The organism is Paenarthrobacter sp. E2MeOHC11 (assembly GCF_058744955.1).
Window position 1 is genome coordinate 403622 of sequence record NZ_CP196673.1, and the last position, 22217, is coordinate 425838.

Sequence of the window (22217 nt, forward strand, 5' to 3'; positions counted from 1 at the left end):
CGCGTGACCCTTCACGCGATGATTCCCATTCCGGGCGACCTGCACGCCCGGTACAACCGCGACTCCGCCGGACGCGACTGGCTGGCCAGCCTTCCGGGACTTATCGCCGATGCGATTGATCGCTGGCAGCTCACAGTTGACCTGGCTCCCGGCGCCGAACCGTGGAACGGCCACGGAGCCCTGGTGGTTCCGGTCCTTCAGGACGGCACACAGGCTGCCTTGAAGATCGCTTTCCCACACGACGAAGCCCTGGTGGAGCGCCATGCCCTGGCACTCTGGGACGGCCACGGAGCTGCCCGGCTCCTGGCAGCGCATGCTCCCAGCTGCTCCATGCTCCTGGAACGGCTTGATGCCACCCATTGGCTCCAGGACGTCGCGCTGGACGATGCCCGGGACGCTTGGGGTGCCATTTTGCGCCAGCTCTCCATCACGCCCGATGACCGGCTCGAATGGCGGGCTTTGGACCATGTTGCCGCAACTGCCGAACGGTGGAGTGACGAACTTCCTGCGGAATGGGAACGCCTGGACCGGCCTTTCCCCAGATGGCTGCTTGAAGCGGCCCTGGAAGTGTGCCAGACGCGTGGCGCCGTGGGACGCCGCTCCGGGATGGATGTCCTGGTGCACACGGACCTCCACTTCATGAACATCCTGGCTGTCATGAGCGACCAGCGGTCGCGCCGGGGCGATTACCTGGCCATCGACCCGCAACCGCAGGTTGGCGAGGCCGAGTTCGCCGTCGCGCCGATTCTTTGCAACCGCATCCATGACCTGTCCCGGACGGACCCGGAAGCTGCACTACGGGAACGCTGCCACGACTTCAGCCTCGCTGCCGGACTTGATCCGGAGGCTGCCCGGCAGTGGAGCATTGCCCGCGAGGTGGACAACGCCCTGGGGTACGCCGGGAAACCCCGTCACGGCGGAGACCTCGCGCGCTCGTTGTGGGTTGCCAGCACCCTTGCCGGCCGGACACTCGATGATCTTCCAAGGGCACATGAGCTGCCCGATCCCGGCGCGACGGCGCACTAGGCCATGGCACTCACAGTCGCCCTGATTGGATCCGGGGCCATCGGTTCGAGGATCGTGGAACTGCTCGACGCCGGGACCGCCCCGGGCGTCAGGCTCGCCGGAGTGGTGCCGCACGGCGACGCCGGCACAGGCTTCAGCTTCGACGATGCCCTGGAAGCCGCTGATGTGGTGGTGGAGTGCGCCGGCGTTGCCGCTGTCGCCGAGTTCGGCCCCCGCACCGTCTCAACCGGCAAGGACCTGCTGGTCACCTCGATCGGTGCTTTGTGTGACCGCTCCCTGCGTACAGCACTGCTCGACGGCGGTCCTGGCCGGACGTTCCTGACCACCGGCGCGTTGGGAGGACTGGATGCGATCACCGCCGCCCGGGCGGGCGGAACCATTCACCGCATCACCCTGGAGTCGCGGAAGCTGCCGGCGGCCCTGGTGCAGCCGTGGATGGACGGTGAAACCAAGGAACGGCTCCTCGCAACCACCCGGCCGGTGGAGCTTCTGCGGGGTGGGCCGGAAGAACTGATCAAAGCCTTCCCCAAATCCACCAACGTGGTCTCGGCACTTGCCCTGGCAGCGGGCAACTGGGACGTAGTAGAGGCGGTGCTCATTGCGGACCCGGCCGCCCACCAGACAGCCCACCACGTGCTGGCTGAGACAAGCCTGGGCACTTTCGATGTCCGGGTGACCAACGAGGCATCCCCCAACAACCCGGCGTCGAGCGCTTTGGTGCCGCACGCCGTCGTCCGCGGTTTGAAGACGCTGGCCAACGCCAGCGGCAGTTTTATCTGACGAACCCGGGAGGGCTACGCCGCGAAGTTCTCATTCCAGACATCCACGCCGAGCTTGACGATCAACGCGGCCACCACGATCAGGAATACAACGCGCACAAAGCCACTCCCCTTGGCCACGGCGGTGCGGGCACCCAAGTAGCCGCCGGCCATGTTGGCCAGCCCCAGGATGAGTCCCACGCCCCAGAGCAGTGAGCCGTGCGGGAGGAAAAAGATCAAGGCTCCAGCGTTCGTGGCCATGTTGACGATCTTCGCCTTGGCACTGGCTTCAAGGAAGGCATACCCCATGGCCGAAACGAGGGCGATCACCAGGAACGAGCCGGTGCCGGGTCCGATCAAGCCGTCGTAAAAGCCGATCACAGCGCCGATGAGGCAGGCCACGACGTAGTGCTTGTGGCCATCGTGGCGAAGGGCTGTCAGCTCGCCCGCGCGGGGGCGCAAGGCTGTGAAGATGGCGACGGCGATCAGCGCCACCACGATGATCGGCTTGAACACACTGGCCGGCAGGGAGGCCGCAAGGATTGCCCCGCCGAAGCTCCCGGCCAAGGCGATCACGGCCATGGGAACCGCGGTCCTGAGGTCAGGCCCCACGCGCCGGTAATACGTGACGGCACTGGTGGTTGTCCCGAATATGGACCCCATTTTGTTGGTCGCCAGCGCTTGGACAGGCGTGATGCCCGGCACCAGCAGCAGGGCGGGGAGCTGAATCAGTCCCCCGCCCCCCACCACGGCATCAACCCAGCCGGCGGCGAATCCAGCCACCACAATCAGGATGATTGTGGTGAGCTGGATTGATTCGAAGCCGGAAATCACCGGTTTCGTACGGCGTTGACCACGTAATCCACGGCCTTGTCCACCGAAACGTTCTCGGCTTCGCCGCTGCGGCGGTCCTTGATTTCCACGACGCCATCCACCAATCCCCGGCCGACGGCCAGGATGGTGGGCACGCCCACGAGCTCGGCATCGCCGAACTTCACGCCGGGTGAAACCTTGGGACGGTCATCGAAAATGACGTCCAGGCCAGCGGCTTCCAACTCTGCGGAAAGTTTCTCAGCGGCCTCGAAGATCTCATCGCCACGGCCAACAGCCACCACGTGGACATCAGCGGGAGCGACCGAGCGCGGCCATACGATGCCACGGTCATCGTGGTTGGCTTCGGCAAGGGCAGCCACGGCACGCGTCACGCCTACGCCGTAGGAACCCATGGTGACAACTACCTGCTTGCCGTTCTGGTCCAGGACCTTCAAGTCCAATGCGGCAGCGTACTTGCGGCCCAATTGGAAGATGTGGCCCATTTCGATGCCACGGGCGGTTTCCAGCGGACCGGAGCCGTCCGGGGCGGGATCGCCGGCACGCACTTCGGTGCTCTCGATGACCCCGTCCCACGCGAAGTCGCGGCCTGCAACCAGCCCGAAGACGTGCTTGCCCTCGGCGTTGGCGCCGGTGACCCAGCTGGTGCCGGAGACGACGCGGGGGTCCACCAGGAAGAGCACCTTGGAGGAACCTTCAAGGCCAAGGACAGGCTCGTCAAGTGACAGGCCGGGGCCGATGTAGCCCTTGACCAGCCACGGCAGCTTCTTGAGGTCTTCTTCGTTGGCAGCCTCGAGGCCAATTTCGCCGGCAATCGGCAGGTGGGAACCGATGTTGGCTTCCACACGCTTAAGGTCCACGGCGCGGTCGCCCGGAACGCCGATGACAACGATCTGGCGCTCACCGGTGGGCAGCGTGACGGCGAGGACCACGTTCTTGAGCGTGTCAGCGGCAGCCCAGGGGCCGCCGTCGGACTCACTGCGCGGAGCCAGCTGGTTGGCTGCGTCCACGAGGGTATCGATGGTGGGCGTATTCGGCGTATCCAGGACCTGGGCTGCCGGCGCGTTGGTGAAGTCGATCTCGTCGGGAACAACGGTGGTCACGGCCTCGACGTTGGCGTAGTAGCCGCCGGCCGAGCGGACGAAGGTGTCCTCGCCGATCTCGGTGGGGAACAGGAATTCCTCACTCTTGGAACCACCCATGGCACCGGCCGTTGCCGCCACCGGAATGACCTCCAGGCCCAGCCGCGCAAAGATCTTCAGGTACGCGGCACGGTGCGCGGCGTAGCTGGCATCCAAGCCGGCGTCGTCAACGTCGAAGGAATAGGAGTCCTTCATGATGAACTCGCGGCCGCGGAGGAGGCCTGCCCGGGGGCGTGCTTCATCGCGGTACTTGTTCTGGATCTGGTAAAGGCTCAGGGGCAGGTCCTTGTACGAGGAGTACAGATCCTTCACCAGGAGAGTGAACATTTCCTCGTGCGTCGGAGCAAGGAGGTAGTCCGCACCCTTGCGGTCCTGGAGGCGGAACAGGCCCTCGCCGTACTCGGTCCAGCGGTTGGTGGCCTCGTAGGGTTCGCGCGGGAGCAGCGCCGGGAAGTGGACTTCCTGGGCGCCTATGGCAGACATTTCCTGGCGGATGATCTCCTCCACCTTGCGCAGGACACTCAGGCCCAACGGGAGCCAGGTGTAAATGCCCGGGGCTGCGCGGCGGATGTACCCGGCGCGTACCAGGAGCTTGTGGCTGGCGACCTCGGCATCGACGGGATCTTCACGCAAGGTGCGCAGGAACAACTGGGAAAGGCGAAGGACCACGGGTACGTATCCGTTTCTATGGCAGATGTGGCAAAAACAACTGCCTACTAATCTACCGGTTCAGCGCCTTGCCGCTTGAATGGCCGCTTGGCCGTGCGCCGGACACAGAAGAGCCACGCCGTCGCGTGTGGAAGCCCCTGGCCGCAATGGGCTGGTCATCCTGCGATGGCGTGGCTCAGCGGCCGGCCGGCCGCAGACTCTGTCCGGGGACTAGATCGCCGTTCCCTCCAGCGGAACGGGATCGCCTGCGACTGGGAAGCATTGGTCACTGCCGAGCTTTCGGATGGCCGAAGCGCTTATGGCGCCCTTCAAGGTCTTGATCATGATTTCCCCCTGTTGCCACCCGCACCCCAACGACACGGCTTGGGTAGAACCTATGTGATCGCAGACACATTTTCAAGGATTGGGGCTACCCGGCGTTGCCGCCACCCTTGACCCTTGCGGGGTGTGGATCTACTTTTATTTCATCATTTGGTGAATTAATGGAGCCCTGGGAGGCCCGTATGTCACCCGTTCCAGCGGCCATCGAAGCGGACAAACTTCACGTCTCCCGTTCGCGGACAAAAATCCTCCGCGGACTTGATTTCACCGTTGATTCCGGCCGGATCACCGGATTGCTCGGCCCTTCGGGCAGCGGCAAGACAACGCTCATGCGCGCAATTGTCGGCGTCCAGCGGATCACCCGGGGAACCTTGTCCGTTCTCGGCCTGCCTGCGGGCAGCCCGACACTCAGGCACGACGTCGGATACGTCACCCAGGGCGCCAGCGTCTATCCGGACCTCAGCGTCGAAGCCAATGTCAGGTACTTTGGCGCCATGCACGGCGCGACGACGGCCGACACCGCCGAGGCGATTGCCGCCGTCGGGCTCTCATCACTCGCCCGGAAAAAAGCCGCAGATTTGTCCGGCGGGCAGTTCAGCCGGGTGTCGTTGGCATGCGCACTGGTGTCCCGCCCAAGGCTATTGGTCCTGGACGAGCCCACTGTGGGGCTCGATCCCGTACTTCGCGCAGAACTGTGGGAACGTTTCGCCGCAATGGCTGCTGCCGGCACCACGCTGCTGGTGTCCAGCCATGTGATGGAGGAAGCCTCCCATTGTTCCTCCCTTCTCCTGCTGCGTGACGGTTTGCTCCTGGCGCAACTCAGCCCATCGGAGTTGGCTGAGCGCGGCCGCAGCGATGACCTTGAGCGGGCCTTCCTGACCATCATCAAAGCCGCCGACCACGGCAGTGAAAGCCAGGTGGCATCGTGAACCTGCGTATGACCCTCGCCACGGCCGCCCGCGTTCTTGGCCAACTGAGGCACGATCACCGCAGCGTAGGGCTGATCCTGGTGGTTCCGGCCCTGCTGCTGGCGGCCGTGTACTTCCTCTTCGACAACGAGGCCCTGCCTCCGGGGATCCCCCGCACCTTTGACCGCGTGGGCCTGATGATGCTGGCCATCTTCCCGTTCGTGGTGATGTTCCTGGTCACCTCCATCACCATGCTCCGCGAGCGGACATCCGGGACCTTGGAGCGGCTCCTGACCACGCCCATCCACAAGGCAGATCTCCTCTTCGGCTACGCCCTGGCCTTTTCGATCATGGCCGCTCTGCAGTCCCTGGTGGCGACGGCCGTCGCCTATTGGGTCTTCGACCTGGACATCAAGGGAAGTCCGGGATTCGTGGTGATGGTCGCTGTCATCAATGGCGTCCTGGGTGTCGCCCTTGGGCTGCTGTGCTCGGCTTTTGCGCGCACTGAATTCCAGGCCGTGCAGTTCATGCCGGTCGTGGTGGTGCCACAGATCCTGCTGTGCGGGCTGTTCGTTGCCCGCGACGGGATGAATGACGTCCTGGAGACGATCTCAAGCGTCCTGCCGCTGACGTTCTCCGTGGATGCGTTGAAGGAAATCGCCGGGAATGCCGAAGCGACGGCCTCGATGTGGCAGGACGTCCTGGTGATGGGCGTGATCGTCGTAGGAGTGCTGGTCCTGGCATCGCTGACGCTGCGGCGGCAAACCCGATGAGCCTTCCCCAGATTCGGCGTGGTCGCCGCAGCGCGGGCGACCATTCCCGTCAGGCCATCCTTGCGGCGGCACGGAAATTGTTCGCGGAACACGGGTTCGAAGGGACAAGTTTGCGGCAGGTTGCCCGTGAGGCCGCCGTCGATCCCGCCATGGTGCACCACTTCTTCAAGGGCAAGGACGAGCTTTTTGCCTTATGCGTTGAATTGCCCGCCGACCCTGCCCAGGTGGTGGTCGGCGTCGAAAGCACGGACCCGTCCCTGAGGGCGGAAGCGATTGTCCGGGCGGTCCTGCACCTCTGGGAGAGCCCTGCCCAGCACAGCCTGGTGGCTTTTGTTCGAGGGACCATCGGGTCCAAAGCCAAGACGGCCCTGCTGAGGGAAATGGTGAACCGGACCATCCTGTCGCGGGTGATGGCCGGAGTCCCGGGCCCTGCAGGAGAGGTGCGGCTTCGAGGCAATCTTGTTGCGACACAGGTGATGGGGTTGATGCTGGCCCGGTACGTGGTCCGCCTTGAGCCCTTGGCATCCGCCACCCAAGAGGACGTTGTCCGTTGGGTGGCCCCGAACATCCAGCGCTACCTGACAGGGGACCTGGACTCCCCCCATGTAGGCCACAGTCGGGGCTAGAACAGGACTGTCGCGAACGTGCCTGCCTGCTCAAAGCCAACCCTGTCATAGGTGGCACGGGCTTTGGCGTTGTAGTCGTTGACGTACAGGCTCGTCACGGGAGCAAAGGTCTTGGAAAGATTCACGACGGCGGCCATGTAGCCGGCGCTCTGGCCGCGCCCCCGGAGTTCCGGATTCATCCACACGCCCTGGACCTGGGTCACGTCGGCTGTGACAGCACCAAGTTCGGCTTTGAAGACCACAGTGCCTCCGGCGTCGATGTGGACCAGCGAATGGCCTTGCCGAATGAGGCCGGCGACCCGCCTGCTGTAGAACTCCTGGCCGCCAAGGAAGGGTGAGTAGCCCACTTCTTCCTCGAACATCGCCGCGCATGCTGGAAGGATGCGGTCGAAGTCCGTCATGGTGCCAAAAGTCAGGGCCGGGTTTGCGCCGATGGCCGGGCCGCCCGAAAGAGTGAGCAAGGGCTGGTGGGAACGGACCTCGTGGGCTGTGTGGCCCAGTTGCTCGAACCGGGAGTAGAGCGCCAGCACCGTATCGGCTGGACCAAAAATGGAAGCGTAGCGGCGTCCTGTTTGGTGGGCTGCCGTGGCTATATAGCCTGCCAATTCCGGATCGAGTTGCACGGGAACCAGATTGGCTCCGGCCCAGCAGGCGCCAAGGAGCCTGTCGTCGTCGAACACGCCGAAAACACTGGCGCCCCCGCTGGTGGGCGCCGCCGTGCCGGTACTGTCCAAGTGCGCCAGTATGAAGACGTTGGCCACGACGTCTTCGCTTGCCAGGGCGCGAAGAGCCAGGGTGTCGGCGTTGCCGAGCACCCTGACTCCCAAGCCGTTCTCGTTACGAGACGCTAACCACGGGGCTACCCTTGACAGCATCTTCGCCATCGGCCTCCCCCATCTCTTCGGCGATGCGCATGGCCTCTTCGATCAGTGTCTCAACAATTTCGCTTTCAGGAACAGTCTTGATGACTTCGCCCTTCACGAAAATCTGGCCCTTGCCGTTTCCGGAAGCCACACCGAGGTCCGCTTCGCGGGCTTCACCGGGCCCGTTAACTACGCAGCCCATGACGGCGACGCGCAGCGGAATCTCCATGCCTTCCAGACCGGCAGTTACTTGCTCTGCCAGCGTGTACACATCCACCTGGGCCCGGCCACAGGATGGGCAGGACACGATTTCGAGCTTGCGGGGGCGCAGGTTCAGGGACTGCAGGATCTGGTTGCCCACCTTGATTTCCTCCACTGGCGGCGCCGAGAGGGAAACACGGATGGTGTCGCCGATGCCCCTGGACAGCAGCGCACCGAACGCAGTGGCGGACTTGATGGTGCCCTGGAACGCCGGCCCGGCTTCAGTCACACCGAGGTGCAGGGGCCAGTCGCCTTTCTCAGCCAACATCTCGTAAGCGGCCACCATGATGACCGGGTCATTGTGCTTGACGGAGATTTTGAAGTCGTGGAAACCGTGCTCTTCGAACAGCGAGGCTTCCCAGACGGCGGATTCAACCAGCGCTTCCGGGGTGGCCTTGCCGTACTTCTTCATGATGCCCGGCTCAAGGGATCCGGCGTTGACGCCGATCCGGATGGACGTGCCGTGGTCCCGGGCCGCTGCTGCGATTTCCTTGACCTGGTCATCGAACTTGCGGATGTTGCCCGGGTTCACCCGAACTGCCGCGCATCCGGCCTCAATGGCGGCGAAGACGTACTTCGGCTGGAAGTGGATATCTGCAATCACGGGGATCTGGGACTTGCGGGCAATGATGGGCAAAGCCTCGGCATCATCCGCGGAGGGGCAGGCAACACGCACGATGTCGCAGCCGGACGCGGTCAGTTCAGCGATCTGCTGAAGCGTGGCGTTGATGTCCGTGGTGGGCGTGGTGGTCATGGACTGAACGCTGATGGGCGAATCAGAACCAACACCAACGGAGCCAACCTTGATCTGCCGCGTCTTACGGCGCGGGGCAAGGACGGGGGGTGGGGCTGCTGGCATTCCCAGGCTGACCGAGGTCACGTGGACTCCTTGGATTGGGGTGGATCGTTGTGGTGAAGAACGCGGGTTAGGACGCGTGGGCAGCCAGGACACCGATGATGGGGGCCCATTCCGTGGTGCGGATGCCGGCGATAACTCCGGCTTCAGCAAACGGATCCTGCTTGAGGAGGTCATTGAGCCCGGCTTCGTCTGCGGACTTGAAGATGAGCAGCGCGCCGGCACCGTCACCGTAGGGGCCGCTGGCAAGCAACTTGCCTTCCTCGGCCAGTTCGCCGAGCCAGGCACGGTGTGCTGGGCGGGCTTCGTCGCGAAGGGCACCGGAATCGGCGACATATACGTACTCAACAGCGAAAACAGTCATGGAGCTAGCCTATCCCGCCAGCTGCGCAGAAAAAGTTCACAGCTGACCCGAAAATATGCACAGGTCAGCCGAAGATGTTCACGGGCTTCACGATGTCCGCGTAGATCAACAAGGCGCCCATTGCCATGAGCAGGGCAGCTACCACGTAGGTGACCGGCAACAGTTTCGCGATGTCGAACGATCCGGGGTCCGGCTTGCCCCGCAATCTGGCCACCTGGCGGCGTGCTCCTTCGTACAGCGCGCCGGCCACGTGACCGCCGTCGAGCGGAAGCAGCGGAATGAGGTTGAAGATGGCCAACGCGAAGTTCAGTCCTGCAAGCAGTCCGATGAGGGTTCCGATACGTGCCTGCAACGGCACCTGTTCCATGGCCGCGACTTCGCCGGCAACCCTGCCTACACCCACCACGCTGATGGGACCGTTCGGGTCGCGGGGCTCCTCGCTGAAGGCAGCTTTCGCCACCCCCACCACCCTGGCGGGCAGGTTGAAGATCACACCGGAAATCTGCTTGATGTTCTCCCCCGCCATGGGCAGGACGGCCGACGCCGGTTGTGGAACCAATGCGCTTTGGGCGCCAATTCCGAGGAACCCGACTTCTTGGTACTTCAGTACCCCGTTGGCATCCTGTTCCTGGCGGCCATCGGAACCGACAACGGGACGCGATGAGAGCACAGGCGTCACGGTCGCGGAAACCTCAGCGCCGTTGCGCATGACTTTGATGGGGACATCCTTGCCTGCAGAGGCACGGATCCACCCGGTCAGTTCCTCCCAATTAGTGACGGGCTTTCCGTCGAATGAGGTGATGGTGTCATTGGGTTGCAGTCCGGCCGCCGCGGCTGGAGTCGGCTTGCATTCCGTGGAGTCCGGGTCCACCGTCTCGCCGGCAGCTACCTGGCATTTGGACACGTCCGCGATGGTGGTGGTTGCCTGGGCTGTACCGAAGCCCATGAGCAGGACAGCCAGCAGGATGAGCCCGATGACCATGTTCATGGCGGGGCCGCCGAGCATGACGATGATCTTTTTCCACACGGGGAGCTTGTAGAAGACGCGGTTTTCATCCCCTGGCCCCACTTCCTCGTGAGCCATCGAACGCGCTTCGGTGGCCAGCGTCTGGAACATGCCTGTACTGGAGGGCCGGACTGCGCCGTCTTCCTTGTTGGGCGGGTACATGCCAATCATGGACACGTAGCCGCCCAGCGGCAGGGCTTTGAAGCCGTACTCCGTCTCGCCCTTCTTCCTGGACCACAGGGTTGGCCCGAAGCCGATCATGTACTTGGTGACGCGCACTTTGAAGAGCTTCGCAGGCACCAGGTGGCCTACCTCGTGCAGCGCGATGGAAACCGCAACGCCGATTGCGACGAAGACGACTCCAAGAATGAAGAGAAGGACGGGACTCATGCCGGTGGGACTGCTTCCATAAGGGTTTGTGCGCTAGAGGGCGCTGCTGGCTAAACGATCGAGGGTACGGGCACGTGCCCACTTCTCAGCATCCAGCACGGACTCCACCGTTAGCTCGGAGGAGCCTGAATGTTCACTGAGGACGGACTCCACGGTATCCACGATGTCCGTGAAGCGGATGCGGCCGGCGTGGAAGGCCTGCACGGCTTCCTCGTTGGCGGCATTGAACACTGCAGGGAAAGTGCTGCCCTGTTTGGCAGCGTCCTTGGCGAGGTCCACGGCCGGGAAAGCCACAGTGTCCAGGGGCTCGAAGGTCCAGCTGGTGGCCTTGCTCCAGTCGCACGGCTTGGCGGCGCGCGGGACCCGTTCCGGCCAGGCGAGACCCAAGGCGATCGGCAGCCGCATGTCTGGAGGCGAGGCCTGGGCAATGATGGATCCGTCCACGAACTGGACCATGGAATGCACCACCGACTGGGGGTGGACGACGACGTCGATCCTGTCCAAAGGAACATCAAACAACAAGTGGGCCTCGATGACTTCCAGGCCCTTGTTGACCAGGCTGGCGGAGTTGGTGGTGACCATCAGTCCCATGTCCCAGGTGGGGTGCGCCAGTGCCTCCCGCGGCGTGACGTGGTGCAATTGCTCGCGGGTGCGTCCGCGGAACGGCCCCCCTGAGGCAGTCAGGATCAGTTTTTCGACTTCCTGCCCAGTGCCGGAACGCAGGCACTGGGCAATGGCGGAATGCTCGGAATCGACGGGAACTATCTGGCCGGGGCGGGCGGCCGCTTTCACCAGCGCCCCACCGACGATCAGGGATTCCTTGTTGGCCAGCGCCAGCGTGGCTCCGGTGCCAAGCGCGGCCAGGGTGGGCGCCAGGCCAATGGAACCGGTGATGCCGTTGAGGACCACGTCGCACTCGATGGCGGCGACCTGTGTAGATGCGTCCGGTCCGACAAAGATCTCCGGCGCGAAGTCCCGCTCGCCTGCGGCTGAGGCTGCCGAGTCGATCAGTTGCCGCAGGGTGGCTGGATCCCCCTGCGCAATTCCGACAGCCTGCGCACGGGTGTGGACCGCCTGCTGGGCGATGAGTTCCAGGTTCCCTCCGCCGGCGCTGAGCGCCACCACCTCGAAACGGTGCGGGGCAGCATCGACGACGTCAATCGCTTGTGTGCCGATGGAACCGGTGGACCCGAGGATGACGATCTTGCGCGGCTGCATGGTTCAAGTATCCCAGTCAGTACAGAGAGCCGCGAACGGAAGGGCTTCCCACGTGGAAAAACCAGGAGTGCTTGACCACCAATGTCCCGCGCGTACCGTGGAACCGTGGAGTGGCTGTCCTGGTTTGATGCGCGGGACTATGAATTCGCCCGGCAAGTGTTGCAGCGCGGAACGGCTGCGCTGTACCTGATCGCGTTCCTCTCCACCCTCAACCAGTTCCCCGCTCTGCTCGGGGAGCACGGCCTCTTGCCCGTACCGGACTTCCTGGACATGGCCCGCCGGCTGGCCAGGCCCACGCTTTTCCGGTGGCGATACTCGGATGCACTGCTCAAGGCCGTGTGTTGGGCGGGTATCGCAGTCGCAGCCGTCCTGGTGGTCGGCCTCCCACAAACAGGCCCACCATGGCTGCCCATGCTGGCGTTCCTTGCCCTGTGGTTCCTCTACATGTCGGTGGTCAACGTCGGCCAGGCGTTCTACGGCTTTGGTTGGGAGATCCTGCTCCTCGAAGCCGGATTCACGGTGGCGTTCCTTGGTTCGGACCAGACTCCCCCACCCACCACCATCTTGGTCCTGGTTGCGTGGCTGGTGTTCAGGCTTGAGTTTGGTGCGGGCATGATCAAGATTCGCGGCGGCCGTGAGTGGCGGGACATGACGGCGATGTTCTACCACCATGAGACTCAGCCCATGCCCGGGCCGCTCAGCAGGCAGGCGCATCTCTTGCCTCCGCCTTTGCACAAAGTGGAGGTGGTGGGCAACCACTTCGCGCAACTGGTGGTGCCCTTTTTCCTGTTCGCACCGCAGCCGTTGGCCAGCATTGCCGCCGGCATCATCATCGTGACCCAACTGTGGCTGGTGGCGTCCGGAAACTTCGCCTGGCTGAACTGGGCGGCGATCGTCCTGGCTTTCGCGGCTGTGAGCGATCCGGTGGCGCATGCCGTTGTTCCCTTGATCCCCCTTGAGTGGCACCAGGGTGCCGATACCCCGGCGTGGTGGCTCGCCGTCGTCGGGGCCGTCACGATCCTGTTGCTGGCGCTGAGCTACCGCCCACTCCTGAACCTGTTCTCGAGCCGGCAGCTCATGAATGCCAGTTTCAACCGTTGGCGCCTGGTCAATGCCTATGGAGCATTCGGCACGGTGACCAAGCAGCGAATCGAAATCGTAGTGGAGGGCACTACTTCTGAGGAGCCGGATGCTCCTGATGACCGGTGGCTTGAGTACGGCTTCAAGGGCAAACCTGGTGATGTCCGGCGACTCCCACGGCAATGGGCGCCGTACCACCTCCGGCTCGATTGGCTGATGTGGTTCCTGCCCCTGCGAACTGTCCACGAGGACTGGTTCCACACCTTCCTGGACAAGCTTCTGGAGGCCGACAAGCCGACCCTTGCGCTGCTCCGCCAGGACCCGTTCGACGGCGAACGCCCGCAGTGGGTGCGCGCGCGCAGCTACCTTTACCGTTTTGCCAGCCGCGGGGAGTTCCGTGACACCGGCGAACGCTGGGTGCGGGTACTGCTGTATGACGCCATTCCGCCGATGCAGCTCAACCTTCGACGGCGAAAGCTTCCCTAGCGCTCGACGCCCGCGGTGGTGCGGTGGACTCGCGGACGACCAGATGGGTGGCCAGTTCCACCCTGCGTGAGTCGATCTCCTCGCCGTTTTTTTGACGGAGGATGAAGCTCAGCGCGGAGCGGCCCATCTCCTGCAACGGCTGTGACACTGACGTCAGCGGCGGTACGGATTCTTCAGCCTGGTGTGTGCCATCGAAGCCAACCAGGCTCATCTCCTCGGGTATGCGCACATTCTGACGGCGCGCTTCAGCCAGGACGCCAAGGGCGATGCTGTCGCTGCCGGCGAAGATGGCGGTGGGCGGATCGTCGAGCGCCAACAGGGCCTTCATGGCGCGTACCCCGTTTTCCGGTTTGAAGGGACCGGCGGAAACATACTCGTCGTCCACAGCTACGCCCCCTGCCATCAGCGCGGCCATGTAGCCATGCAAGCGGGCTTGGCTGCACTCCGCGGTCGAGGGGCCGCCAACATAGGCGATTCTTCGATGCCCCAACTCCAACAGGTGGGATGCCGCGGCCTTGCCACCGGCCCAATTGCTGGCGCCAACGCTGAAGACGTCGGCGGGCGGCGGATTCAGTGGATCAACCACCACGATGGGGATCTGGCGACGCTTGAACGCCTCCAACTGGGCAGATCCGAACGCAGAGGTCACCACGATCATGCCTGCACGGCCTTCGTCGATCATGCGTTGCGCCCGCTCCTCGGGTCCCAGCGGCGAAGCTGCCTGACGCCCGGTGATGGAAAGGATGACCTCCATCTCGGACACTGCAGCGTGCTCCATTACCCCGTTGAGGACTTCCACCCCATAGGCCGAATTCAAGGAATCGAAGACAACCTCCACCGCACGGTGCTCCGGGATGCTCTTGCGTTGGAGTGGCGACTTGTAGCCGGTGCGCTGCAGTGCCGCCAAGACCCTGGCCCGGGTGGCTTCTGCCACGTCCTCGCGGCCATTGACCACTTTGGAAACGGTGGGCGCCGAGACACCCACCTCGGCGGCAACTGCGGCCAAGGTGAGCTTGGACGGGCGGAGATGACGTTCCACAACGCTCCTGTTTTCGAAATATTTCGGACTAGATCAGTGTGATTGATGTGGAGCAGGTTCGTCAATGGAACGTCGAATTCCCTGAAATTAGACCTTCTTGGACCTTGACGGTGATGCGGCTCACGGCTAAGTTTGGTGGGCACTTCCGAAAGGACAATCGAAATATTTCGAAAAATCTGCATGTTTGGATGATCGCAGTCGATCTCCTCATCGCGAAGTGTGGCTTTTTACACGAACAACCGGGCCATCAGCGTCGAGCCCGAAGGACGAATGGAAACTGCACATGAAAAACCTTAAGTTGCGTACCGCCGGAATGGCCGTTTCTGCAGCCGCACTCTCGATCGCGCTCGCAGCCTGTGGGTCCTCCGGCCCGGCCGGAACGGGAGCCTCGGCGGATTCTGCAACCATGTGGGGACTGACAGGTGGCGACCAGCCCGTGTTCCAAGCATCCGTGGACTCCTGGAACAAAGCGCACCCGGACTCAGCCATCAAGCTCGACTTCTTCGCCAATGATGCCTACAAGACCAAGGTCCGCACCGCCGTCGGCGCCGGCCAAGGGCCCACCCTCGTCTACGGCTGGGGCGGCGGCGTCCTCAAGTCCTACGTCGACGCCGGCCAAGTGGACGACTTGACGGGCTTCCTCAAGGAGAACCCCGATGTCCAGAGCCGCTACCTCCCATCCATCCTTGAGAGCGGCGTCATCGACGGAAAAACCTACGCACTGCCGAACAACAAAGTGCAGCCCGTTGTGCTCTATTACAACAAGGAGGTCTTCGACAAGATCGGCGCCGAAGCCCCCAAGACCTGGGATGAGCTCATGGCCCTCGTGCCCAAGTTCAAGGAGGCCGGCGTGGCACCGTTCTCCTTGGGCGGGCAGTCGAAGTGGCCCGACCTGATGTGGCTCGAATACTTGGTGGATCGTATTGGCGGCCCTGAGGTCTTCGCCAATATTGCTGCCAACAAGCCGGACGCCTGGTCCGATCCCGCCGTGATCGAGGCCCTGACCAAGATCCAGGAACTTGTGGATGCCGGCGGCTTCATCAATGGCTTCTCCTCCATCGCCGCTGACAGCAACGCCGACCAGGCCCTGCTCTACACCGGCAAAGCCGCCATGATTCTGCAGGGCAGCTGGATTTACCAAGGCATGAAGAAGGACGCAGCCGACTTCGTCTCGAGCGGCAAGCTTGGTTACACACCGTTCCCCACCGTCGAAGGTGGCAAGGGTGATCCGGCGAACGTTGTAGGCAACCCGTCGAACTTCTGGTCTGTGTCTTCCAAGGCCACCGAGGAGCAGAAGAAGACAGCACTGGAGTACGTCAAGGACGGAATGTTCAATGATGAGAACGTCCAAGGCCTGATCGATTCAGGCGCCGTACCTGTGGTCACCGGCATCGAAGACAAGCTGGCAGCATCCCCCGACAAGGACTTCCTGACCTACGTCTATGGCATGGCCAAGGATGCTCCGGACTTCACGCTTTCGTGGGACCAGGCGCTGACCCCGGCACAGGGCGATGCGATGTTGGCCAACCTTGACCAGATCTTCCTGAAGAAGATCACCCCGGAGCAGTTCGCTTCCACCATGAACGCGACGATCGGGAAGTAGTCCTGTGTCAACCACAACAACCACCCGGGAGCAGTTGTCCCGGCGGGATCAGCCGTCCCGACGAACCCTGGAAAAGGGTCCGTCGGGCTGGCTGGCGGCCCCGGCCCTCGCGTTCTTCATGCTCTTCGCCATCCTCCCGTTGCTGGGAGTCCTTTTCCTCAGCTTCACCCGCTGGGACGGACTTGGTGAGATCAAACTGGACGGACTCTCCAGCTGGAACACGGTCCTGGCCGATCCCGTCACAGGCAACGCGCTGTTGGTGACAGCCAAGATCATGTTCTTCTCCTTCATCGTCCAGGCACCCATCAGCCTGTTGCTCGGTGTCTTCACCGCTGCCAGCCAGAAGTACCGGGCAGCCTTGGCCGTGCTCTACTTCGTACCGCTGCTGTTGTCCTCGGCCGCCGTGGCCATCGCGTTCAAGGCCCTGCTGGATCCGAACTTCGGACTCGGCCCTGGCCTGGGGCTGCCGTTCCTTGCGCAGGACTGGCTGGGTAACTCCGACCTCGTACTGTTCGTGGTGGTCTTCGTGATCGCATGGCAGTTCGTGCCGTTCCACACGCTGATCTATCAAGGTGGCGTGCGGCAGATTCCCACCTCGCTGTATGAGGCGGCGCAAATCGACGGCGCCGGACGTATCCAGCAGTTCTTTAACATCACGTTGCCGCAGCTCAAATACACCATGATCACTTCCTCCACCCTCATGGTGGTGGGATCCCTGGCGTACTTCGACCTGATCTTCGTGCTCACAGCCGGCGGCCCGGGCTACTCCACCAGGTTGCTTCCGCTGCACATGTACCTCACCGGCTTCAAAGCCAACGACATGGGAGCGGCGAGCGCCTTGGGAGTGATCCTGGTGGTCATCGGATTGGCCTTGGCCCTCTTCCTTCAACGACTCGGCGGCAAGAACCGCAACGCCAGCCAATTGGAAGGTGCGTAATGGCTTCCACTACCCAACTCCCCACAGCACCGGCTCCGCTTCCGGCGCCGGTGGCCACCCGCCGTCGGCCCCTCAAGACCGGCCGCTCGCGGCCCAACTTCCTGGGCGGCCTGGGCGGCTGGCTCTGGTTGGCGATCATCATCGTGCCCGTCTACTACGTGGTGATCACCAGCCTGAAGAACCAGGCAGGTTTCTTCACATCCAACCCGATGTTGCCACCGGCAGAGCCGACACTGGACAACTACAAGCTTGTCCTGGAGAACGACTTCGCCAGGTACTTCGCCAACAGCCTCATCGTGACGGTGGGCAGTGTGGTTCCGGCGCTTTTCGTCGCGTTCATGGCGGCCTACGCGATCGTTCGAGGGAAGGGCAGGTTCCTCAGCTGGACCAACAATGTGTTCCTGCTGGGCCTGGCCATCCCCCTGCACGCCACGATCATCCCCATCTATTGGATGATCACCAAGGCCCACATGTATGACACCTTGCTGGCCTTGATCCTGCCGTCCATCGCCTTCGCGATCCCGGTCTCCGTACTCATCCTGTCCAACTTCATGCGGGATGTTCCCAACGAGTTGTTCGAGTCGATGCGGCTGGACGGTTGCTCGGACTGGGCCATGATGTGGCGCCTCGCGCTGCCCATGACCAAGCCCGCTGTCATCACGGTTGGCATCTACAACGCACTGCATGTGTGGAACGGATTCCTGTTCCCGCTGATCCTCACGCAAAGCCCGGAAACCCGGGTACTACCGCTGTCACTGTGGACCTTCCAGGGCGAGTTCAGCGTCAATATTCCGGCGGTGCTTGCCTCGGTCGTATTGGCCACGCTCCCCCTGCTGGTGGTTTATGTGGTGGCCCGCCGGCAGTTGCTCAGCGGTTTGACGGCCGGATTCAGCAAGTAACTGGTTTCCAGCAGAAAGGAACTCCTCATGACGGAACCGAAACCCCTGCGGGTTGGCATGGTGGGCTACGCGTTCATGGGCGCGGCACACTCACACGCCTGGCGGACGGCACCGCGCTTCTTCGACTTGCCCCTCAGCCCTGAACTCACGGCCGTGGCCGGCAGGAATGCGGAGGGCGTACGGTCGGCAGCCGGCAAGTACGGCTGGGCCTCCGTAGAGACCGATTGGCGCCGCTTGATCGAGCGCGACGACATCGACCTCATCGATATCTGCACTCCGGGCAATACCCACGCGGAGATCGCCATTGCCGCCCTCGAGGCAGGCAAGCATGTCCTGTGCGAGAAACCCTTGGCCAACTCCGTGGAAGAAGCGGAGAAGATGACCGTTGTGGCACAGGCTGCGGCCGAGCGCGGTGTGCTGTCAATGTGCGGCTTCAGCTATCGACGCACCCCTGCACTGGCCCTGGCAAAGCGGATGGTGGACGACGGCCGTTTGGGCGACATCAGGCACGTCCGCGCCCAGTACTTGCAGGACTGGCTCAGCGACGCCGACGCTCCCCTGACCTGGAGGTTGGACAAGTCCAAGTCCGGGTCCGGTTCACTGGGAGATATCGGTGCACACAGCATCGATGCCGCCCAATGGATCACGGGCCTCAACATCACTGGTGTCTCGGCCCTGCTGGAGACCTTCGTGAAGGAACGCCCTGTGGGCGGCGACTTCGTGGGGCTTGGCGGCCACGGCGGTTCGGACGGGCCGCGAGGTCCGGTGACCGTGGACGACGCCGCTCTGTTCACCGCCCGCTTTGAAGCACGGCATGACGTCGGCGCTGGCGCCGGGGCTCCTTCCGGCCCCATCGGCATCTTCGAAGCCACCCGTTTTGCGCTCGGACGCAAGAACGCCATGCGCCTGGAACTCAATGGCACCAAGGGATCCATCGCCTTCGATTTCGAGGACATGAACTCCCTCCAGTACTACGATGCGGCCTTGGAACCCGACGCAGGCTTCCGGAAGATCATGGTCACCGAACCGTCCCATCCCTACACCGCCAACTGGTGGCCCACCGGGCACGGCCTTGGCTATGAACACGGCTTCACGCACCAGGTGGTGGACCTCGTCAATGCCATCGGCGCAGGCGAGCAGCCCTCGCCGTCGTTCGCTGATGCTTTGCAGGTGCAAAAGGTCCTGGCCGCCGTCGAGGCGAGCGCGGACGACTCAAGCCGCTGGCAGAACGTCGACAAGGAAGCATCATGACCCGACCCATCACCCTCTTCACCGGACAGTGGGCCGATTTGCCGTTTGAAGAAGTGGCACGGCTCGCCGGAGAGTGGGGGTTCGACGGCTTGGAGATCGCCTGTTGGGGCGACCATCTGGATCCGCAGCGCATTGTGGAAGACGACGCCTATTTGCAAGCCAAGCTGGACATCCTGGCAAAGCATCACCTCAGCGTCCACGCCATCGCCAACCACCTCACCGGGCAGGCCGTGTGCGATGACCCCATCGATGAGCGGCACAGGGACATCCTTGCCCCGGAAGTGTGGGGCGATGGCGAACCGGAAGGCGTGAGGCAGCGGGCCGCCGAAGCAATGAAGGTCACCGCCCGGGCAGCTGCCAGGCTTGGGGTCAAGACCGTCACGGGCTTCACGGGATCCTCCATTTGGAAATGCGTTGCGATGTTCCCGCCGGCCTCGGACGCCATGATCGAGCGCGGATACCAGGACTTTGCCGACCGCTGGAATCCCATCATGGACGTGTTCGACGACGTGGGGGTCCGTTTTGCGCTTGAGGTCCACCCTTCAGAGATTGCTTACGACTACTGGACTGCCAAGCGCACGCTGGAGGTGATCGGCCATCGGGAAGTCTTTGGCCTGAACTTCGATCCCTCCCATTTCATCTGGCAGGACCTGGATCCGGTGATGTTCCTCCAGGACTTCGCGGACAAGATCTTCCATGTCCATGTGAAGGAATCCGTCCGGCAGCTCAATGGGCGCAACGGCCGGCTCGGCTCCCATTTGCCGTGGGCTGATCCGCGGCGAGGTTGGGACTTCGTCACAGCCGGCCACGGAGATGTGAACTGGGAGCCGATCTTTCGCACGCTGAACGCCATTGGCTATGAAGGACCCACCAGCATCGAGTGGGAGGATGCCGGCATGGACCGGCTGGTCGGCGCACCCCAGGCATTGGACATGGTCCGCAAGCTGGCCGCCATCCGTCCCCCGGCAACTGCTTTTGATGCCGCTTTTTCAACGCGCTGATCGCAGCAAACCCTGACTCCAACGAATACGCCCCGAAACGAAGGAAACCATGACAAGCAACAACAAGACAGCACTGGTGGTCCGCGGCGGCTGGGACGGACACCAGCCGGTGGAAGCAACCGAGCTGTTTGTTCCCTACCTGAAGGACAACGGCTACGACGTCCGGGTGGAGGAATCCCCCAAGATTTACGCCGACCCCGACTACATGGCCGGCGTGGACCTGATCGTTCAGTGCATGACCATGACCACCATTGAGAAGGACGAATTCGAGGGGCTCCGCGCCGCCGTCGAAAATGGCACGGGCCTGGCGGGCTGGCACGGTGGCATCGCAGATTCCTACCGCAACAACTCCGACTACCTGCACCTGATCGGTGGACAGTTTGCCTGCCACCCCGGTAAGCACGCAGACGAGCGGATCGGCGAACAATCGGACAACTATGTCCCGTACACCGTGAACATCCTGCCTGCTGGCGCCGGTCATCCCATCACGCAGGGAATCGGCGATTTCGATCTCGTCACGGAGCAGTACTGGGTCCTCAGTGATGACTACATCGACGTCCTGGCCACCACCACCCAGAAGGTCCGCGAATGGGACCCTTGGAACCGCGAAGTGACGTCCCCGGCCATCTGGACCCGCCAGTGGGGCAAGGGCAGGATCTTTGTCAGCACACCGGGCCACCGCGTGGAAGTCCTCCAGGACAGCAACGTCCGCACCATCATAGAAAGGGGCATGCTGTGGGCATCCCGATAAATGTAGGAGTCATTGGCTGCGGCGCCATCATCGCCCAGTACCTGGCCAACTTCCGCCGGCTGGATTCCATCAACCTGGTGGCAGTCGCGGACCTGGATCCCGCCCGCGCCCAAGCCGTCGCCGACTCGTACGACGGTGTCCGGGCACTGACCGTGGACCAGCTCCTGGCCGCGGACGATGTGGACCTCGTCCTGAACCTGACCATCCCCGCGGCACACGCGGACATTGCGCTGAAGGCAATCGCCGCAGGTAAGTCTGTCTACGGTGAAAAGCCGCTGGCTGCCACCACCGGGGAGGCCCGCGAAGTACTCGACGCTGCGGCCGCAGCAGGTGTGGTGGTTGGCTGCGCACCTGACACGGTGCTGGGTACAGGTATCCAGACGGCGCGGAAAGCAATCGACGACGGACTGATCGGCGCACCGGTCTCCGCAACGGCCACCATGGCGACTCCCGGTCACGAGCGCTGGCACCCGAACCCCGACTTCTACTACCAGCCCGGCGGCGGACCCCTCTTGGACATGGGCCCGTACTACGTCTCGGCCCTGGTCACGCTGCTGGGGCCCGTGGTCTCGGTGGTGGGCGCGGCGAGCCACACCCGCAACGAACGCACCATCGGGTCCGGCCCGCGGGAAGGCCAAAAAGTACCGGTGGATATCGACTCGCACGTCACCGGTGTCCTGGTCCACGAGTCCGGCGCATTGTCCACGATGTTCATGAGCTTCGACGCCGTGAAAACGAAGAGCCCCAACATCGAGATCCACGGTCAGTCGGGGTCGCTGATCGTGCCGGACCCCAACCACTTCGAGGGCGACGTGCAGCTCTTCGCCCTCGGCGCCCAGGAGTGGGAGACACTCCCTGTCTCCGCTGGCTATGTGGACTCCGGCCGGGGCTTCGGCATTGCAGACCTCGCCGCGACTCCGGCCGGACAGGAGCCACGGGCCGGCGGCCGGCTGGCATTCCACGCACTGGAAGTCATGGAGTCGGTGCTGGAATCCGCCAAGACCGGACAATCAGTAGCCATCAAGAGCACGGCCGCACGGCCTGCCACTGTTGAGCTGACGGAATTGGCGGATTTCTCGACGGCGGTACGCGCCTAGCGCTCCATACCTGCGCCGGGACGGCAGTTAATGCACATGTTTTCCCCGACAAACATGGGCA

The 22217-nt window shown here is 63.2% G+C and carries 21 protein-coding genes; 13 read left to right on the top strand and 8 right to left on the bottom strand.

The window, feature by feature from the left end:
• The first annotated feature begins 3 nt into the window (after positions 1-3).
• Both ACSSVG_RS01855 and ACSSVG_RS01860 read left to right on the top strand, forming a co-directional pair.
• Complete coding sequence (locus ACSSVG_RS01855; protein ID WP_492416987.1) at positions 4-1026, top strand: aminoglycoside phosphotransferase family protein; 1023 nt, start codon at positions 4-6, stop codon at positions 1024-1026.
• Positions 1027-1029: 3 nt separating this feature from the next.
• A complete protein-coding gene (locus ACSSVG_RS01860; protein WP_492416989.1) occupies positions 1030-1806 on the top strand; it encodes an aspartate dehydrogenase domain-containing protein in 777 nt (258 codons plus the stop codon).
• 14 nt (positions 1807-1820) lie between these two features.
• Here ACSSVG_RS01860 and ACSSVG_RS01865 read toward each other — a convergent pair whose 3' ends face one another.
• Together ACSSVG_RS01865 and ACSSVG_RS01870 are read right to left on the bottom strand one after the other, a co-directional pair.
• Entirely contained in the window at positions 1821-2618 is a 798-nt protein-coding gene (locus ACSSVG_RS01865; RefSeq protein ID WP_492416991.1) for a sulfite exporter TauE/SafE family protein, read from the bottom strand.
• The gene (locus ACSSVG_RS01870) at positions 2615-4426 is read right to left on the bottom strand and encodes a proline--tRNA ligase (protein ID WP_492416993.1); all 1812 of its coding nucleotides are present in this window, start codon (positions 4424-4426) and stop codon (positions 2615-2617) included. The genes ACSSVG_RS01865 and ACSSVG_RS01870 overlap by 4 nt, the downstream gene beginning before the upstream one ends.
• A gap of 503 nt (positions 4427-4929) precedes the next feature.
• Between ACSSVG_RS01870 and ACSSVG_RS01875 the strand changes: the two genes are divergently transcribed.
• The 3 genes from ACSSVG_RS01875 to ACSSVG_RS01885 are packed head-to-tail and all read left to right on the top strand — an operon-like array spanning position 4930 to position 7054.
• Positions 4930-5676 (top strand): ABC transporter ATP-binding protein, encoded by a 747-nt coding sequence (locus tag ACSSVG_RS01875; RefSeq protein WP_253467562.1) that lies wholly within the window; start codon positions 4930-4932, stop codon positions 5674-5676.
• An 8-nt stretch (positions 5677-5684) separates the two neighbouring features.
• The gene (locus ACSSVG_RS01880; RefSeq protein ID WP_231341580.1) at positions 5685-6428 is read left to right on the top strand and encodes an ABC transporter permease; all 744 of its coding nucleotides are present in this window, start codon (positions 5685-5687) and stop codon (positions 6426-6428) included.
• Positions 6425-7054, top strand: a complete 630-nt coding sequence (locus ACSSVG_RS01885; RefSeq protein WP_492416995.1) for a TetR/AcrR family transcriptional regulator — start codon at positions 6425-6427, stop codon at positions 7052-7054. Before ACSSVG_RS01880 ends, ACSSVG_RS01885 begins: the two co-directional genes overlap by 4 nt.
• Here ACSSVG_RS01885 and ACSSVG_RS01890 read toward each other — a convergent pair.
• The 5 genes from ACSSVG_RS01890 to dxr form a co-directional block, all read right to left on the bottom strand.
• The gene (locus tag ACSSVG_RS01890; protein WP_253469217.1) at positions 7051-7929 is read right to left on the bottom strand and encodes a GNAT family N-acetyltransferase; all 879 of its coding nucleotides are present in this window, start codon (positions 7927-7929) and stop codon (positions 7051-7053) included. The two genes, ACSSVG_RS01885 and ACSSVG_RS01890, sit on opposite strands and share 4 nt — an antisense overlap.
• Positions 7892-9058, bottom strand: coding sequence for a flavodoxin-dependent (E)-4-hydroxy-3-methylbut-2-enyl-diphosphate synthase (gene ispG, locus ACSSVG_RS01895; protein ID WP_011774258.1), 1167 nt, complete (start codon positions 9056-9058; stop codon positions 7892-7894). The genes ACSSVG_RS01890 and ispG overlap by 38 nt, the downstream gene beginning before the upstream one ends.
• A gap of 46 nt (positions 9059-9104) precedes the next feature.
• A complete protein-coding gene (locus tag ACSSVG_RS01900) occupies positions 9105-9398 on the bottom strand; it encodes a YciI family protein (protein ID WP_159707390.1) in 294 nt (97 codons plus the stop codon).
• 64 nt (positions 9399-9462) lie between these two features.
• Positions 9463-10794 carry a M50 family metallopeptidase gene (locus tag ACSSVG_RS01905; protein WP_231341561.1) on the bottom strand — a complete coding sequence of 444 codons (1332 nt, stop codon included), beginning with the start codon at positions 10792-10794 and terminating at the stop codon, positions 9463-9465.
• Positions 10795-10827: 33 nt separating this feature from the next.
• Positions 10828-12012, bottom strand: coding sequence for a 1-deoxy-D-xylulose-5-phosphate reductoisomerase (dxr, locus tag ACSSVG_RS01910; RefSeq protein ID WP_492416998.1), 1185 nt, complete (start codon positions 12010-12012; stop codon positions 10828-10830).
• A gap of 105 nt (positions 12013-12117) precedes the next feature.
• Between dxr and ACSSVG_RS01915 the strand changes: the two genes are divergently transcribed.
• Positions 12118-13578, top strand: a complete 1461-nt coding sequence (locus ACSSVG_RS01915; RefSeq protein WP_492419112.1) for a lipase maturation factor family protein — start codon at positions 12118-12120, stop codon at positions 13576-13578.
• Here ACSSVG_RS01915 and ACSSVG_RS01920 read toward each other — a convergent pair.
• Entirely contained in the window at positions 13550-14617 is a 1068-nt protein-coding gene (locus ACSSVG_RS01920; protein WP_231341563.1) for a LacI family DNA-binding transcriptional regulator, read from the bottom strand. The genes ACSSVG_RS01915 and ACSSVG_RS01920 overlap by 29 nt on opposite strands.
• A gap of 283 nt (positions 14618-14900) precedes the next feature.
• Here ACSSVG_RS01920 and ACSSVG_RS01925 point away from each other — a divergent pair, with 283 nt between their 5' ends.
• From ACSSVG_RS01925 to ACSSVG_RS01955, 7 genes are read left to right on the top strand one after another with little or no spacing between them, the layout of a single operon-like run.
• A complete protein-coding gene (locus ACSSVG_RS01925) occupies positions 14901-16220 on the top strand; it encodes an extracellular solute-binding protein (RefSeq protein WP_492417000.1) in 1320 nt (439 codons plus the stop codon).
• 4 nt (positions 16221-16224) lie between these two features.
• Complete coding sequence (locus ACSSVG_RS01930) at positions 16225-17157, top strand: carbohydrate ABC transporter permease (RefSeq protein ID WP_231341565.1); 933 nt, start codon at positions 16225-16227, stop codon at positions 17155-17157.
• On the top strand, positions 17157-18056 hold the full coding sequence (locus ACSSVG_RS01935) for a carbohydrate ABC transporter permease (RefSeq protein ID WP_231341566.1): 900 nt from the start codon (positions 17157-17159) through the stop codon (positions 18054-18056). Before ACSSVG_RS01930 ends, ACSSVG_RS01935 begins: the two co-directional genes overlap by 1 nt.
• Before the next feature lie 27 nt (positions 18057-18083).
• Complete coding sequence (locus tag ACSSVG_RS01940; protein ID WP_492417003.1) at positions 18084-19307, top strand: Gfo/Idh/MocA family protein; 1224 nt, start codon at positions 18084-18086, stop codon at positions 19305-19307.
• The gene (locus ACSSVG_RS01945) at positions 19304-20308 is read left to right on the top strand and encodes a sugar phosphate isomerase/epimerase family protein (protein ID WP_492417005.1); all 1005 of its coding nucleotides are present in this window, start codon (positions 19304-19306) and stop codon (positions 20306-20308) included. Before ACSSVG_RS01940 ends, ACSSVG_RS01945 begins: the two co-directional genes overlap by 4 nt.
• A gap of 49 nt (positions 20309-20357) precedes the next feature.
• Complete coding sequence (locus ACSSVG_RS01950) at positions 20358-21059, top strand: ThuA domain-containing protein (protein WP_492417007.1); 702 nt, start codon at positions 20358-20360, stop codon at positions 21057-21059.
• Positions 21044-22156, top strand: coding sequence for a Gfo/Idh/MocA family protein (locus ACSSVG_RS01955; RefSeq protein ID WP_492417008.1), 1113 nt, complete (start codon positions 21044-21046; stop codon positions 22154-22156). Before ACSSVG_RS01950 ends, ACSSVG_RS01955 begins: the two co-directional genes overlap by 16 nt.
• The last annotated feature ends 61 nt before the right edge of the window (positions 22157-22217 follow it).

Coding starts and splice junctions, on each gene's coding strand:
- ACSSVG_RS01860 (WP_492416989.1), top strand. CDS start 1,030: ATGGCACTCACAGTCGCCCTGATTGGATCCGGGGCCATCGGTTCGAGG.
- ACSSVG_RS01875 (WP_253467562.1), top strand. CDS start 4,930: ATGTCACCCGTTCCAGCGGCCATCGAAGCGGACAAACTTCACGTCTCC.
- ACSSVG_RS01880 (WP_231341580.1), top strand. CDS start 5,685: ATGACCCTCGCCACGGCCGCCCGCGTTCTTGGCCAACTGAGGCACGAT.
- ACSSVG_RS01885 (WP_492416995.1), top strand. CDS start 6,425: ATGAGCCTTCCCCAGATTCGGCGTGGTCGCCGCAGCGCGGGCGACCAT.
- ACSSVG_RS01890 (WP_253469217.1), bottom strand. CDS start 7,929: ATGCTGTCAAGGGTAGCCCCGTGGTTAGCGTCTCGTAACGAGAACGGC.
- ACSSVG_RS01900 (WP_159707390.1), bottom strand. CDS start 9,398: ATGACTGTTTTCGCTGTTGAGTACGTATATGTCGCCGATTCCGGTGCC.
- ACSSVG_RS01905 (WP_231341561.1), bottom strand. CDS start 10,794: ATGAGTCCCGTCCTTCTCTTCATTCTTGGAGTCGTCTTCGTCGCAATC.
- dxr (WP_492416998.1), bottom strand. CDS start 12,012: ATGCAGCCGCGCAAGATCGTCATCCTCGGGTCCACCGGTTCCATCGGC.
- ACSSVG_RS01925 (WP_492417000.1), top strand. CDS start 14,901: ATGAAAAACCTTAAGTTGCGTACCGCCGGAATGGCCGTTTCTGCAGCC.
- ACSSVG_RS01935 (WP_231341566.1), top strand. CDS start 17,157: ATGGCTTCCACTACCCAACTCCCCACAGCACCGGCTCCGCTTCCGGCG.
- ACSSVG_RS01940 (WP_492417003.1), top strand. CDS start 18,084: ATGACGGAACCGAAACCCCTGCGGGTTGGCATGGTGGGCTACGCGTTC.
- ACSSVG_RS01945 (WP_492417005.1), top strand. CDS start 19,304: ATGACCCGACCCATCACCCTCTTCACCGGACAGTGGGCCGATTTGCCG.
- ACSSVG_RS01950 (WP_492417007.1), top strand. CDS start 20,358: ATGACAAGCAACAACAAGACAGCACTGGTGGTCCGCGGCGGCTGGGAC.